This is a genomic window from Haladaptatus sp. W1 (genome assembly GCF_001723155.1).
GTDB lineage: Archaea > Halobacteriota > Halobacteria > Halobacteriales > Haladaptataceae > Haladaptatus > Haladaptatus paucihalophilus.
On the sequence record NZ_MEIH01000298.1, the window covers coordinates 1 to 13,548 of the forward strand.

Here is a 13,548-nt window from a genome sequence, read left to right on the forward strand (position 1 = left end):
TTGGTCGGGTAACGAACCGATGTCAGCGACAGCACCGCAGTCGTCGGTTCGACTACGCCGTGTGGAACCGCGGACACGGTACTGACCCATTTAACAATATTGTATTTCTATTGCAAATCACTAGGGATGGTTTCGCCGATATTTTTCGAGCCGCATCGATATTTTCCAAGATGGAGGAAGAGGATAAAATGTTGCTCAAAAAAACGACACGTTACCGCAATAGGGGCCTGATACATGCCGATATCCGGTTTCGACCGAGGCAGATTGTATTGCACAATATTCACAAAACTATTAAGACCTGTGAGCGGATAGGCTGTAGTGAGTAGAAAAGTATGATTCGCACAAAACCGCGGTCAGTACGAAAGCGAGGTCGATGAGCATGTTCGGAATCGAATTGAGTGGACTCGGAGCAGCCACGACGGTCGGTGCCGTTCTCGGGGAGGCAGTCGTCCTCTATGCCGGATACGGTGTCGTCGTGCAGATGGTGAGTTCGAACGTTATCGACGCGCTTACGGGTGAGTAATCGTGGAGCCACTCCTCATTGCCCTGTTCATCGGGTTCGGACTGGTCATCGGAATCCTGTTCGGATTCTTCGGGATGGGCGGGTCGTTCCTCGTCACGCCCGCGTTGCTGGTGTTCGGATACCGGCGAAGGTCGCGGTCGGAAGCGGACTGGCGTTCGTGTTCGGCACATCGGTCATCGCCGCGCTCCGACACCGTAACCTCGGACAGGTCGATTACAAACTCGCGCTGATGTTCATCGTCGGCATGACGAGTGGTATCAAGGTCGGGGAATACGTCGTGTTGTGGCTCGAAGCGACCGGCATGGCTGACATCGTTGTGGGGACCGCCTACGTCCTCCTGTTGGCCACGGTCGGCCTCTTCACGTTCCGCGACTCGCGTGGCAGTGACGACGACGGCGCATCGTCGCTCCCGGAGCGCTTCGAGGTGCTCCAGATTCCTCCGATGGTTTCCATCAGCGGTGGCGTGGAGATTTCGGTCTGGCTCACGCTGGGCATCGCGCTGTTCGTCGGCATCCTGTCCGGCTTCCTCGGCGTCGGTGGCGGCTTCCTCCTGATGCCCGCGATGGTGTACGTCCTCGGCGTTCCCACCGTCGTGGCAGTCGGGACTGACGTGCTCCAGATCACCGTCTCCGGTGGTTTCGGCGCGTTCTCCTACGCCCAGAACGGGGCCGTCGAACTCGCCGTCGTCGCTCCGCTCTTGGCGGGAAGCGCGCTCGGAGCACGCATCGGTGCAGCGGCAACGAACCTGACCGACGAGGACGACATCAAAGGCTACTTCGCCGCGATGCTCCTCGCGGGCAGCGTCGCCGTCGCGAGCAACCGAGTCGGAGACGCGCTGGGCATCCACCTCCTCGACCAGATCAGCCTGGTGCTCATCTTCGGCTCCGCGGTGGTCGTCGCCGCGGCGGTCGTCTACAGCGCACTCGTCAACCTTCGGGAGCGCGAGTCGCCGAGCGTGTCGACCTCCGACTGACCTTCGGGGCGAACAAGTAGTTTTGTACAAACCATGCAAAATCCTTATACGTGCCAAATTCTTACTCACGACTTGAAAATGGCGAACTCGATGGCCGAGTACCTTCAGCAAGACATGGAGTGTGAAGGATTGCTGGAGTGTCTTCACGGACTGAAAGAACTCGATAAGCAGTGTTATCGAGTCGTGATCGAGAGCGAGAACCCACTAACCATCGACGACATCGCGGAGCGGATCGACCGCGAACGGTCGACGGCGTACCGCTCTATCCAGCGACTGCTCCAATCTGGGTTCATCCAGAAAGAACAGGTCAACTACGACCAGGGTGGCTACTACCACGTCTACAAGCCGACCGACCCCGGCGAAGTGTCCCACGACATGCAGCGCATGTTGAACGAGTGGTACGCCAAGATGGGCCAGTTGATTCAGGAGTTCGAGGACAAGTACGACCCGATGGAACAGCCCGAACAACCGGTCTGACGGAACGGCTCACGGGACCCCATCGCCGCTCTCGACATCACCAAGACGGTTACGTCTCGACGAGAACTTTTACTCGGTTGTACGGAAGCCAGCGTAGCTCGGCGTCCAGATAGTCGGCGACGTGCGCGACGAACTCGTCTTCCTTCAGGAGGCCGTCCTCGTCCGCCTCGTCGCTCAACTGGAGCGTGACCTCCTCTACGTCCTCCAAGACGTCGCTGCCGACCATGACGGAGAACAACTCGGCGGGCGTCACGGGTTTTCCGGCGTCGATGGCGACCGCAACGTCGTCCACGGCGGTCTCGACCTCCGTTTCGACGTCGAACTGCACGTCCACCGACACCGCTTGGCCGAGCATGTCGGCCGCGTGAACCTCTTCCGCCTTCCGAATCGCGGGTTCGAGGGCGTGTCCGAACTCGCCTCCGCTCTCGCGCATGCCGATGTAAGCAAACGAGAGCATGGCGGTCAGTCCGTCCATGAACCGCTCGTCGTCGGTGTCGAACACCTGCCGCCGGTCCTTCTTTTTCAGGTGGTGGACGAGTATCCCGAAATCCAGTATCGCGTCCGTGATTCGACCGCGGATTCGCGCCTCCGCGTTGCGCTTCGACTGTTCGTGTTCCATGTCGGCCTCGCCGAGGAGATAGGCTCGGTCGGCGGGCGAGAGGATGCCACGTCCCCTGTCGGTGTCTGGCGTCATAATCGGAATGGGATTATACAGCATCCGATTCTATCCGAAGCTATTTGAAGGGTGTGAAACAACCACCGACAAATGACGCTTATCGACGTGACGATGCGAATCGTACACACGCTTTTCGCGGGCGTGTGGGCAGGGTGGACGGTGTTCATGGCGGCGCTCGTGGTCCCGGCGGCACGGGACGGGAAACTCGGCGCGGACGGAATCCGGTGGATGACCCAGCAGTTCACGCGCTTTTCGTCGCTCTCGTCCGTCGTGTTGTTGCTCACGGGGGGATTCATGGCCGGAAACCTCTACAGCACGGAAACCCTCACGGGTAGCTCGAGCGGCCATCTGGTCCTCACGATGGTCGTCCTCTGGCTCGCGCTCTCCGGGTTGAGCCACATGGCGGGTAGTCGGTTGAAGAAGAACCTCGACGCCGGTGCGAAGCAGGCCGCAGCGGGAGCCACGACGCTGTTTTACGTCGCGGGCGTCGTGGCGCTCGGCCTGCTCGTCGTCGCCGGGTGGCTCTGATGGCCGAGGACGGGTCCAAGAGGGCGCTGGCGACGGTGTTCGCTATCGTCTTCGTCGACCTCCTCGGTTTCGGGATTCTGATTCCCATCATCCCGCTGTACGCCGAGCACTTCGGCGCGAACGAGTTCGTCGTCGGACTCCTGCTCGCCTCCTACTCGGTCATGCAGTTCCTCTTCGCACCCGTTCTCGGCCGCCTCTCGGACGAGCGCGGCCGCCGACCCATCCTCCTGCTCTCGCTGTTCGGGAGCGTCGTCGCGTGGACGCTGTTCGGCCTCGCGGAAAGCCTCCTCGTGCTCTTCGTCGCTCGCATCCTCGCGGGCGCGATGGGCGGCAACATCGCCACCGCACAGGCGTACATCGCCGACATCACGCCGCCGGAGGACCGTGCGAAGGGATTGGGCCTCATCGGCGCGGCGTTCGGACTCGGCTTCGTGTTCGGTCCGGCACTCGGCGGCATCTTCTCCAGCGACGCCGCGCTCTCGCTCGCACGGAACGTCCTCCCCGCGGTGGTGCCCGTGAACCAGTTCTCCCTGCCGAGTTTCGCCGCCGCGGCCATCTGCGGCCTCAATCTCGTCGTCGCCGCGCTCGTCCTCCCGGAGACGCGAACCAAGCGGGACAGCGACGAGGAGACGACGGACGAGCGTCAGTCGCGTCTCGCCCGCCTCGCGGACGCGTTCGCCGACCCGGCGCTCGCCGGACTCGTCGCCTCCTTCTTCCTCCTCTCGCTCGCGTTCTCCTCGATGGAGAGCATGTTCGTCCTGTTCACCGAACAGCAGTACGGCTTCGGACCGGAGATGAACGGCTACGTCCTCGCCTACGTCGGCGTCGTCATCGCCGTCGTTCAGGGCGGCCTCGTGGGAAAACTCACGGACCGCTACGGCGAGCGGACGCTCGCGCTTGTCGGCGTCGTGCTCGAACTCGTGACGCTCGCCGCCCTCCCGTTCTCGCCGATGCTCGGCGACCACCTCCCCGCCATCGGACCGCTCTCCGGTGGTCTGCTCGTCCTGCTGGTCATCCTCACGCCGCTCGCGGCGGGCAACGGCTTTGCGAACGTCTCGCTCACGACGCTCGTCTCGAAGAGCGCGACGGAGGACACCCAAGGCGGCGCGTTCGGCCTGACCCAAAGCGCCGGAAGCATCGCCAGAGCGGTCGGTCCCATCGCGGCGGGAGCGCTGTACGCGGCGGTCGCCTACTGGCTCCCGTTCGTCCTCGGCGGCCTGCTCATGCTCCCCATCGGCTACGTCCTGCTGACGACGTTCCAAGGAAACGGCACCCCGACGCCGGTCAACTAGCAGTTTCGACCGCTATAGCGGACTTCTCCCGTATATTCCATTTCCTCTAATCGCGTCCGAGATGACCGCTGATTCGGCTTTTCGAATGAGTTCCCCGGCCGTGCTGTGGGCGCAGTCGAGCGCCGCGGCCACGTCGTCGACGCTTCCCGTCCGCGGAACGTCGTAGTACCCCGCGTCGAGGGCCGCCACGAGCGCCCGCCGTTGTCGCTAGGTTATGGACGGGGCGGGTCGATGCGGATGAAACGTCTGGAGCCGCTCGATTCGAACGGGCAAGAGCGCCGCGACGTCACTGTACAGCTCGCTCAAAGCGGCTTGTTCGCCGACCGCCGTGAACCGGAGTTCGCCGGTATCGAAAAAGGAGAGCGGGGGAACGAACGCGACCCGAGTCCCCGAGATGAGCGTCGCTCACGCTCCCGACGCGACCGAGGAGCGACGCGACGGCGGATTCGTCACCGTCGAACCACGAGAGCGTCGGGACGCCGAGTAGCGGTCCCCAAACGAGGAGGTCAACGCGCGAAATCGAATCGTCCTCCATCACCTGACTGTGCGTCTGCTGGGCGGTTTCGACCGTGTAGGTGACGGTCATCGAAACTTGCTTCATGCGCTTATTCCCGGGAGCATATGATAAACCGTACTCATCCGTCAGTATAAATACTACAACCGGAGCACAACCGTTCTGCCAGAGATGAGCGGGTCCGCACCGAATCGAGACCGGGAAGCGAACGCCGAAATCGGAAACGAACGGACGGTCAGGGTCGACGGTGGGCGGACGGTTCGCTACGCCGAGTACGGCGACCCGGCCGGAGTCCCCGCGATTTTCTTCCACGGAACGCCGGGGTCGCGCGTTCTCGGAGCGGTGTTCGACGAACGCGCTCGCCGCCACGGCATCCGTCTGCTCGCCCCTGACAGACCGGGTTACGGGCGCTCGTCGCCGAATCCGAACCGCGTTCCGACCGATGTGGTGGCCGACGTAACCGCCGTGCTGGACCGCGCCGAGCTCGAACACACCGCAGTCGTCGGATTTTCGGGCGGCGCACGCTACGCGCTCTCGCTCGCGGCGACGGAACCGTCACGCGTGACGGATGTCCACCTCGTCTCCGGTGCGACGCCGCCGTCGCTCCGGGAGCGGACACCGGGAATACAGAAACTCCTCGGTACCCTCGCGCACACGATGCCGCGGCTGTTGAAGGCCCTGTTTCGCGGCCAACGCTGGGTCGCAAAACGCGCGTCCCCCGACTTCGTTCTCGCCCAATACACGACGGACGGCTCGGCCCCGATTCCGGGAGGCGTCGCGGAAATCGTCCGACGGGACTTCATCGATGCGTTCGAAACGACGCGGAGCGGCGCGGTCACCGAGTGCCGACGGTTCGCCGAGGCGTGGAACGTTCGCTACGAGGAGATAGACGACAGCGTTCGGTTGTGGCACGGCCGACGCGATACGAACGTCCCCGTCGATTCGGTTCGGCGGCTATCCGAACGGCTACCGGACGGAGAACTAACCACCTTCGAGAAGCAGGACCACCTCGGCGCGTTGGTCCGGAGCCGCGACTCGATTCTGCGGGCGGTCGCCGAAAATGGATAGCGCCGTCGGACCTGCACGACCGACCAGATGACGACGGTTGGATCGATGCCCCCACCGACGCGCGCCTCAGTAGGTTTCCGAGGGGTCGGCAGGACCGCTGAAGACGGAGTACACTACGCCGAAGTACACCACGACAATCGGCAGGATGAACGCCGCGGCGACGGTCAGCATGGTGAGCGGCAGATCCGAGACGACGCCCTCCTGTACCGACAGTCCGACCGCGGGGTCGATGGCGGGGTACAGGAGGTTTCCGACGAACGCGACCAGCGCGTACGGGAGGAACGCGGCCGCCGCGAACGCCGCGCGGTGGCGGTCCGCCCTGCTGGCGAGAACGACGCCCGCGACCAGCGCGACAGAGACGACGACGGCCGCCAGCGAGAGCGGCGACAGCAGCGCCCCGTGAAGGTCCGAGCGGGTCGCCGCGAGGTATCCGATGACGACGACGACCAGCGCGAGGTACGCGAGCGCGGCGCGACCGCTGTAGTCCGACATCTCGTCTCGGAGCGTTCCGCGCGTCTTCAGGCCGAGGAACGCCGCCCCCTCGACGAGCGTGAGCGCGACGACAGTCAGCCCGAACGCGAGCGAGGGAACGGACACGATGGTCGATGCGCCGAGCACCCAGTTGGCGGCGAACATGCCGAGCAGGAACGGTGACAACGCGCTGCCGACGATGAACGACCGACCCCACCAACGCTTCCAGCGGTCGTCCGACCGTTGTTCGTACAGTTCGGGCGCGATACCGCGGAGGATGAGTGCCCCGAGGATGGCGAACATCAGGAGGTAGTGGCGGCTGAACAGTCCGGCGTACGCCGCCGGGAAGACGGCGAACAGCGCCCCTCCGAACACGACGAGCCACACCTCGTTGCCGTCCCATATCGGCCCGATGGCGGCCAGCAGCGTCTCGCGCTCCTCCTCGTCGTCGCGGGTGGCGAACAACAACCCGACGCCGAAGTCGAACCCGTCCAGGAAGAGGAACGTCCCGAGCAGGACGAACACGAGCGCGAACCAGAGCACCGCGAGATCAATCATCCGCGGCCACCTCGCTTCCGGGAGCCTCCCGCTGTGCGCGTTCGATTTCGGGCGCACCGCCGTGGATTATCCGACGGATGACGTACACGTACACGACCAGCAGAGCGGTGTACACCGCGACGAATCCGAGCAGCGTCAGGGTCGCTTCGGTGCTCGAAAGCCCCGGTGAAACGCCCGCGCTCGTCTTCATCACGCCCTGTACGACCCACGGTTGGCGACCGACCTCGGTGACGACCCAGCCGGTTTCGACGGCGAAGAACCCGAGCAGCGACGTCCAGACGAACGCCCTGTGGAGGAGTCCGTCCTCGAACAGTTCGCCCGTCCGCCAGCGGTAGCCGCCCCAGAACGCGAGGAGCATGAACCAGAAGCCCATGGCGACCATCAACCGGAACGACCAGAAGACGATGGCCACCGGGGGCGACCCCTCGAACTCGTTCAGGCCGACGATTTCGGCCTGCGCGTCGCCGCCGCTAGCGAGCCACGATGCTCCGCCCGGAATTCCGATGCCGAAGATGTCCTTCGCGCGGGGATCGAGGATGTCGTTCAACGACGTCGGGAAGGCGACGATGTACTCGGGGACGTAGGTTGCGGTGTCCCAAACCGCCTCCATCGCGGCGAACTTCTGGGGTTGCGTCACCGAGACGTGGCGGGCGTACGCGTCGCCGTGAAGCACCTGCAGCGGGGCGGTGATGATGAGCGCGACGAGCGCGATTTTGAGCGTCGCGCGCCAAAAGCGGTCGTCGTCGGTTCGCGCGCTTCTAATGTGATAGGCCGCGATACCCGCCATGAGCAGCGCGACGGAGAGCACGGCCGCGTTCTGCATATGCACGAACATCCACGGGAACCGCGGGTTGGCGTAGGCGGCGATGGGGTCCACGAGGGTGACGATGGGATTGCCGTTCCGCATGGCGACTTCGAACCCCCGCGGCGTCTGCATCCACGAGTTCGCCACCAGAATCCACACCGCGGAAAGCCACGTTCCCAATCCGACCAGAATAGACGAGAGGAGATACAGTCTGTCAGAAACCCGCTCGCGGCCGAAGACGAAGATTCCGAGGAACGTCGCTTCGAGGAAGAACGCCATCATCCCCTCGACGGCCAGCGGTCCCCCGAACAGTTCCCCCGTCGTCGCCGCGAACGCCGCGAAGTTCGTCCCGAACTCGAACTCCAACACCAGTCCGGTGACGGTGCCGACGACGAAGCTGACCGCGAATATCCGAACCCAGAACCGCCGTAGCTGCTCGTAAATGGCCTTGCCCGTCCGTACCTCCTTCCACGTGAAATAGACGAGGAACGGCGCGAGACCCATACTCACCACTGGAAACACGATATGTACGATAGTCGTCAGTGCGAACTGGAGACGGCTTGCGGTTGTTGGGTCGAGCATACTCACTCTTGTACCAAGCTTGGTGTGACATCCGTTTTAGAACGCGGATGATTCCCACCCCACGATAATCAGATGCCGAGAATTAGAACTGTTATGGCCGACGAACTGTTCGGACCAGTATGATTTTGAGCGTCGATAGCGTCCGTTCTAGGGTAAATGTACGAGCGAATCCTGCTTCCAACGGACGGGAGCGTGTCCACGGACAAGGCGGTCGAACAGGCGCTCAACCTTGCGGACGCCTACGACGCGAGCCTACACGTCCTATCGGTCGTCGACCGAACCATCGTCCCGCCGGACGTTCGGTCCGACATCCTCTACGACGAACTCGAAGACGAGTGCGCCGCCGCGGTTTCGGATGTCGAAGCCGCGGCGAACGAGTCGGGTGTGGACGTGGAAACGACGGTACTCCGCGGAACGCCACACCGCGTGATTTTGGACTACGCCGACAAGAACGACATCGACTGCATCGTGATGGGAACGCACGGCCGCCGCGGTCTCGACCGGTACCTCCTCGGCAGCGTCACCGAAAAGGTCGTCCGCCTGTCGGAGGTCCCCGTCCTGACGGTTCGGATGAACGAAGAGTGAAACGAGGAGCGAGGCCGAACGGTGAAACCCCCCGGATACGGTATAATTTGGCATTTCAGGCGTTTAAGACCGGATTTCGCGTCATAGACTTTTGTCGGATGACGCCGTAGACGTGTGCGGGTAGATGAGAAAATGATTGACACGCTAACAGACACGGGCGGATGAACGTTCTCGAAAGCGTTCGAATCAGTTGGCGAAACATCCGCGAACACAAACTTCGCTCGACGCTGACGACGCTCGGCGTCATCATCGGCGTGGCGGCGGTCATCACCTTCGTCACGCTCGGCGCGAGTTTGCAGGCGGATATCGTCAACACGGTCGCCGGCGGCAACGCGGCGACCATGTACGTCTCGGCGGAGTCACCGAGTCAGAGCGGGATTCCGAACTTCGGGAGTAGCGGCGGACAAACGATTTTCACCGAGCACGACCTCGGCGGGATTCGGTCGCTCGAAGGCGTCGAAGCGGCCGTCCCGGAGAGTGGTATCGCCGCCTCCACGGTGGCGTTCAACAACTCGACGGTCGGTCGGCAGTGGGTCGTCGTCACGTCTCCGCCCTACTTCGACGTGAAAAACCAGCAATTCGTCTCGGGCGGGTCGTTCCGGAGCGGGGAGCGCGAAGTGGTCCTGAACCGCCCCGCCGCGCGGATGTTCAGCGGCGGAAACGTCTCCGTCGGGGACAACATCACCGTCACGCGCGCCGTCAACGGGGAAGAGATCAACGCGACGGTGACGGGCATCGTCGAACCGTCCGACGAGACCACGTTGGGCATCAGCAGCGGCCCGACCCCGCGAATCTTCGCACCGACGGACCCCTTCTACCAGCGGACGGTGTACAGTCCGTCGGCGGACCGCAACCAGCGCGTGTACGGGCGGATACTCGTCCTCGCGGGCAACCCTGGCCAAGTGGACGCGGTGCAGGGGCGCGTCTACACGTACCTGGGCGAGGGCTCTGATGCGAGCGAACTGAAATCGGAGAACTACAAGTTCAAGGTGACGACGCAGGAGGAACTGGTCAGCCAGGTCAAACGGGTCAGCGACACGTTCACGGCGTACATCTCCGGCATCGCCCTCATCTCGCTTATCGTCGGGGCCATCGGCATCGCCAACATCATGCTGGTGAGCGTGACCGAACGGACCCGCGAAATCGGCATTATGAAAGCCGTCGGCGCGCAGAACACCGACGTCCTGCAGTTGTTCCTGTTCGAGGCGGTGTTGCTCGGCCTGTTCGGGTCGGCGCTGGGGGCGCTCGTCGGCTTCGGCGGCGGCTACGTCGCGGCCCAGCTCATCGGACTCCCCCTCGCGTTCAGGGCGGAGTGGTTCGGCATCGCCGTCGTGGTCGGCGTCATCGTCGGGGTGCTCGCGGGACTCTATCCGGCGTGGGACGCGTCCCACACGAACCCCATCGACGCGCTCCGCTACGAGTGACGGTCGCGGAACCTCTCGGACGAGAGAACGGTTCCGTGAACTGTTTCGACCGTTTCAAATCGGGGACGACGGAGCGAACTCGTTTGGACCGTCCGTGCCGAAATCGACGCGCTCACAACCTCGTGTTACTGCCGGTGGAATTCGCACCTACCCTCACTCCGCGGTCAGTATTCGTTGCTATCCCGCCGATAGCCACTGGATAACAAAGAGTGAATCCTGCGATAGTTCCGTCCGAACGAGAACAGTGCCGCTGCCAGCCTCGGAGCGGCCGCTTCCCCCAACACAACCATGGCTAGTCATCAGACGGATTCGAAAACGGCGAAGGAATCGAGAGGACTGAGTTACGAACTGCCATGGCTCGTCCCCGCGCTCATCGCCGGAGTGTGCGTCCTCTACCTCTACGTCGGAAGCCATCCCTACCCGTCCTTCGGCGCGGGGCTGTACCTCCACATCGCCGAGGAGATACAGAAAAACGGCTACGTCCTTCCGAAGACGATTCCGGGCTACACGCCCGACGGCGTGCCCTTCGCGTATCCGCCGTTCATGTTCTACATCCTGGCCGTCATCCTCGACGTGACGCGAGTCAGCGCGTTCACCATCGCCAGATACCTTCCTGGCCTCGTCTCGGTCGCATACCTCGTCCCGCTGTACTTCCTCGCGCGGGACCTGTTCGGGTCGCGGCCACAAGCCTCGCTCGCCACGCTCATCGTCGCCGTCAGCCCGCCGGTGCTCCAATGGCACATCTCGGCCGGGGGTATCGTCCGCGCTCCCGCGATGTTGTTCTCCCTGACCGGAATCTACGCCGGGTTGCACCTCTTTCGGAACCACGACCGCCGGTGGCTCGTCCCCGCGCTCGTCACCTTCGCGCTGACGGTGCTGACGCATCCGATGTACACCATCTTCTTCGTCATCAGCTTTCTCGTGCTCTACGTCCGGTTCGACCGATCCGTACGCGGGCTCGCCTACGGGTTGGTCGTCGGTCTCGGCGGGATAGTGCTCACAGCCCCATGGTGGCTGTCGGTCGTCTCGATGCACGGAACCGCCGTGTTCAGCGGGGCCGCGGGTACCCACGGCGGGCTCGGCGGTGCCATTCCGGCGCTACAGGGATTACTACGCCAGCAGCTCAACGAACCGCCGTTCCTGTCGGCGTGGCACCTGCTTCCGGCAATCGGATGTCTCTGGCTCGTTCGACGACGCGAGTACTTCCTCCCCGCGTGGTTAGTCGTCATCACGGCGTCGATGGACGAGGCGCGTTTCGTGTTCCTCATCGGCGCGCTCATCACCGCGCGATTCGTCTTCGACGGCATCTTCCGGTGGGTCAAGGAAACCTCTTCGTCCGCTGAACGGAACGAAATCGTCACGTTTTCCGTGGTGTTGCTGGCGACCATCGGCCTCAGCGGCGGGATGTTGTACGCGATGGGCGGGATGAACGCCCACGCCGGGAGTCCGTCCCTCCCGCAGTTCGTCAACGACAACGACGTCGAGGCGATGACGTGGGCGGGCGAGCACACCGACCCGTCCGCACAGTTTCTGGTGCTCGGCGACGCCGCGGAGTGGTTCCCACAGCAGACGGACAGGACCATCGCCATCGGGCCGTGGGGCGTCGAGTGGAAGGGTCACGAGCAGTACCAGTATCAACTCCATCAGTTCCGCGAGCTATCGCGGTGTCACAGTGCCAACTGTCTGACGACGGAACTGATGCGGATGCAGGTACACCCGCAGTACATCTACGTCCCGAAGGAAACCTACACGATTCGCGGGATGCGCCACTACCAACCGCCGGAGATGATGTCGACGATGCTCTCGTCGCCGCAGTATCACCTCGCGTTCGAGAACGACGAGGTGGCGATATTCACGATGTCCGAGGGGTGGTATCCGTCGGGACCGGGGACGAGCGGACCGATGCCCGTCTGAGGGTGAGTGAGTCCGAACGCGACCCCCGATTTCGGCCCGAAAACAGCCGTGAGAGATAAGTCACGGCCGCGTGTATCGATCATTCGGACGAATTTATTCACGAGAGAGTTACTTATGTCAGGACAATCACCATCCCCGGAAAAACTCCGCGTCGGCGTCATCGGCGGCGGATTCATCGGAACGACCGTCGGACGCGCCTTCGAGGAGGACCCCCGCTCGACGGTCGTCGCCCTCGCCGACGTGAGCGAGGTGGCACGAGCGGAGGCCGGAAACGCGCTCTACGTCGGACAGGGATCCCAGTACGAGCAGTACGAGGCGATGCTGGATGCCGAGGAGGTGGACGCGGTGCTCGTCGGGACGCCACACGTCTTCCACTACGAACAGGTAACGGCCGCGCTCGACCGCGGGTTGCACGTGCTCTGTGACAAACCGCTCACGACCGACCGCGAGAAAGCGCGCGAACTCGCGGAGCGAGCGGAGACGAGCGACCAGGTGCTGATGGTCGGCTATCAACGCCACCTGAACGAGGCGTTCGTCGAGGCGCGCGAGCGGTGGGCCGACTCGGAACTGACGCCGCGGTTCATCAGCGCCGAAATCACGCAGGACTGGATTTCCCGGTTCGAGGACACGTGGCGGACCAACCCCGACCTCTCGGGAGGCGGCAACCTCTACGACACCGGAAGCCACCTCGTGGACGCCGTTCTCTGGACGACGGGGCTGACGCCGACGTCGGTGCAGGCGGAGATGAAGTTCGCCGACGAGGACGACCGCGTGGACGAGCGGGCACAGCTCACGGTCGCGTTCGAGAACGGTGCCTCGGCCAGTATCTCGGTGTTCAGCGACGCGCCGTGCGTCCGCGAACACATCCACGTCTGGGACGACGAAGGGGCCGTGTACCTCGAAGGACGACAGTGGGAACCCCGGCAGTTGACCGAGATTCGGGAGGACAGCACGACGGTCTCACCCTACATCGACCAGCAACGGAGCGAGGACAAGGCGGCCGTATTCATCGACTGCATCGAGAGCGGGAAGACGCCGCCCGCGACGGCCCGCGACGCGTTCGCCGTGACCGCGCTCACCGAAGCGGCCTACGAGTCCGCGCGAAGCGGCGAGCGCGTGACTGTTTCGCTCGACTGATCGTCGAAGCGGTAGGAAGAA

Annotated in this window: 14 protein-coding genes and 1 pseudogene; 10 read left to right on the forward strand and 5 right to left on the reverse strand. The window is 63.5% G+C overall.

The annotated features are described in order from the left end of the window. Window positions 1-379 precede the first annotated feature (379 nt). The 3 genes and pseudogenes from BG842_RS29930 (at window position 380) to BG842_RS14855 (ending at window position 1,973) form a co-directional block, all read left to right on the forward strand. Window positions 380-523: a hypothetical protein gene (locus tag BG842_RS29930; RefSeq protein ID WP_171970536.1), complete on the forward strand. Its 144-nt coding sequence runs from the start codon at window positions 380-382 to the stop codon at window positions 521-523. A gap of 2 nt (window positions 524-525) precedes the next feature. Then, window positions 526-1,496, forward strand: a pseudogene (locus BG842_RS14850) (sulfite exporter TauE/SafE family protein). Window positions 1,497-1,574: 78 nt separating this feature from the next. Continuing rightward, the gene (locus BG842_RS14855) at window positions 1,575-1,973 is read left to right on the forward strand and encodes a helix-turn-helix domain-containing protein (protein WP_007980716.1); all 399 of its coding nucleotides are present in this window, start codon (window positions 1,575-1,577) and stop codon (window positions 1,971-1,973) included. Window positions 1,974-2,022: 49 nt separating this feature from the next. Here the strand turns inward: BG842_RS14855 and BG842_RS14860 are convergent, their stop codons facing one another. Then, window positions 2,023-2,667 carry a hypothetical protein gene (locus tag BG842_RS14860; protein WP_069451348.1) on the reverse strand — a complete coding sequence of 215 codons (645 nt, stop codon included), beginning with the start codon at window positions 2,665-2,667 and terminating at the stop codon, window positions 2,023-2,025. Window positions 2,668-2,739: 72 nt separating this feature from the next. Between BG842_RS14860 and BG842_RS14865 the strand changes: the two genes are divergently transcribed. Both BG842_RS14865 and BG842_RS14870 read left to right on the forward strand, forming a co-directional pair. After that, window positions 2,740-3,177: a CopD family protein gene (locus tag BG842_RS14865; RefSeq protein WP_069451349.1), complete on the forward strand. Its 438-nt coding sequence runs from the start codon at window positions 2,740-2,742 to the stop codon at window positions 3,175-3,177. After that, window positions 3,177-4,469: an MFS transporter gene (locus BG842_RS14870; protein ID WP_069451350.1), complete on the forward strand. Its 1,293-nt coding sequence runs from the start codon at window positions 3,177-3,179 to the stop codon at window positions 4,467-4,469. The genes BG842_RS14865 and BG842_RS14870 overlap by 1 nt, the downstream gene beginning before the upstream one ends. Before the next feature lie 12 nt (window positions 4,470-4,481). On the opposite strand, the gene BG842_RS30625 is transcribed toward BG842_RS14870, so the two are convergent. Together BG842_RS30625 and BG842_RS30630 are read right to left on the reverse strand one after the other, a co-directional pair. Continuing rightward, complete coding sequence (locus BG842_RS30625) at window positions 4,482-4,658, reverse strand: helix-turn-helix domain-containing protein (RefSeq protein WP_217493327.1); 177 nt, start codon at window positions 4,656-4,658, stop codon at window positions 4,482-4,484. Between the two features lie 97 nt (window positions 4,659-4,755). Then, entirely contained in the window at window positions 4,756-5,070 is a 315-nt protein-coding gene (locus BG842_RS30630) for a hypothetical protein (RefSeq protein ID WP_217493328.1), read from the reverse strand. Window positions 5,071-5,154: 84 nt separating this feature from the next. Here BG842_RS30630 and BG842_RS14880 point away from each other — a divergent pair, with 84 nt between their 5' ends. Continuing rightward, window positions 5,155-6,051: an alpha/beta fold hydrolase gene (locus BG842_RS14880; RefSeq protein WP_069451351.1), complete on the forward strand. Its 897-nt coding sequence runs from the start codon at window positions 5,155-5,157 to the stop codon at window positions 6,049-6,051. A 66-nt stretch (window positions 6,052-6,117) separates the two neighbouring features. On the opposite strand, the gene cydB is transcribed toward BG842_RS14880, so the two are convergent. Next, a complete protein-coding gene (cydB, locus tag BG842_RS14885; protein WP_069451352.1) occupies window positions 6,118-7,080 on the reverse strand; it encodes a cytochrome d ubiquinol oxidase subunit II in 963 nt (320 codons plus the stop codon). After that, window positions 7,073-8,467: a cytochrome ubiquinol oxidase subunit I gene (locus tag BG842_RS14890; RefSeq protein WP_069451353.1), complete on the reverse strand. Its 1,395-nt coding sequence runs from the start codon at window positions 8,465-8,467 to the stop codon at window positions 7,073-7,075. Before BG842_RS14890 ends, cydB begins: the two co-directional genes overlap by 8 nt. Before the next feature lie 156 nt (window positions 8,468-8,623). Here BG842_RS14890 and BG842_RS14895 point away from each other — a divergent pair, with 156 nt between their 5' ends. From BG842_RS14895 to BG842_RS14910, 4 genes are all read left to right on the forward strand, one after another. Continuing rightward, a complete protein-coding gene (locus BG842_RS14895) occupies window positions 8,624-9,052 on the forward strand; it encodes a universal stress protein (protein ID WP_069451354.1) in 429 nt (142 codons plus the stop codon). Window positions 9,053-9,213: 161 nt separating this feature from the next. Next, window positions 9,214-10,476, forward strand: a complete 1,263-nt coding sequence (locus tag BG842_RS14900) for an ABC transporter permease (protein WP_069451355.1) — start codon at window positions 9,214-9,216, stop codon at window positions 10,474-10,476. A gap of 288 nt (window positions 10,477-10,764) precedes the next feature. Then, window positions 10,765-12,390 carry a glycosyltransferase family 39 protein gene (locus BG842_RS14905; RefSeq protein ID WP_069451356.1) on the forward strand — a complete coding sequence of 542 codons (1,626 nt, stop codon included), beginning with the start codon at window positions 10,765-10,767 and terminating at the stop codon, window positions 12,388-12,390. A 114-nt stretch (window positions 12,391-12,504) separates the two neighbouring features. Next, a complete protein-coding gene (locus BG842_RS14910; protein ID WP_069451357.1) occupies window positions 12,505-13,527 on the forward strand; it encodes a Gfo/Idh/MocA family protein in 1,023 nt (340 codons plus the stop codon). Window positions 13,528-13,548: the final 21 nt, after the last annotated feature.

Bases quoted from the DNA above. Each gene is read 5' to 3' on its own strand.
- BG842_RS14880 (WP_069451351.1), top strand. From the start codon at position 5,155: ATGAGCGGGTCCGCACCGAATCGAGACCGGGAAGCGAACGCCGAAATC.
- BG842_RS14855 (WP_007980716.1), top strand. From the start codon at position 1,575: ATGGCGAACTCGATGGCCGAGTACCTTCAGCAAGACATGGAGTGTGAA.
- BG842_RS14895 (WP_069451354.1), top strand. From the start codon at position 8,624: ATGTACGAGCGAATCCTGCTTCCAACGGACGGGAGCGTGTCCACGGAC.
- cydB (WP_069451352.1), bottom strand. From the start codon at position 7,080: ATGATTGATCTCGCGGTGCTCTGGTTCGCGCTCGTGTTCGTCCTGCTC.
- BG842_RS14865 (WP_069451349.1), top strand. From the start codon at position 2,740: ATGACGCTTATCGACGTGACGATGCGAATCGTACACACGCTTTTCGCG.
- BG842_RS14900 (WP_069451355.1), top strand. From the start codon at position 9,214: ATGAACGTTCTCGAAAGCGTTCGAATCAGTTGGCGAAACATCCGCGAA.
- BG842_RS14910 (WP_069451357.1), top strand. From the start codon at position 12,505: ATGTCAGGACAATCACCATCCCCGGAAAAACTCCGCGTCGGCGTCATC.
- BG842_RS14860 (WP_069451348.1), bottom strand. From the start codon at position 2,667: ATGACGCCAGACACCGACAGGGGACGTGGCATCCTCTCGCCCGCCGAC.
- BG842_RS14870 (WP_069451350.1), top strand. From the start codon at position 3,177: ATGGCCGAGGACGGGTCCAAGAGGGCGCTGGCGACGGTGTTCGCTATC.
- BG842_RS14905 (WP_069451356.1), top strand. From the start codon at position 10,765: ATGGCTAGTCATCAGACGGATTCGAAAACGGCGAAGGAATCGAGAGGA.
- BG842_RS30630 (WP_217493328.1), bottom strand. From the start codon at position 5,070: ATGAAGCAAGTTTCGATGACCGTCACCTACACGGTCGAAACCGCCCAG.
- BG842_RS14890 (WP_069451353.1), bottom strand. From the start codon at position 8,467: ATGCTCGACCCAACAACCGCAAGCCGTCTCCAGTTCGCACTGACGACT.
- BG842_RS29930 (WP_171970536.1), top strand. From the start codon at position 380: ATGTTCGGAATCGAATTGAGTGGACTCGGAGCAGCCACGACGGTCGGT.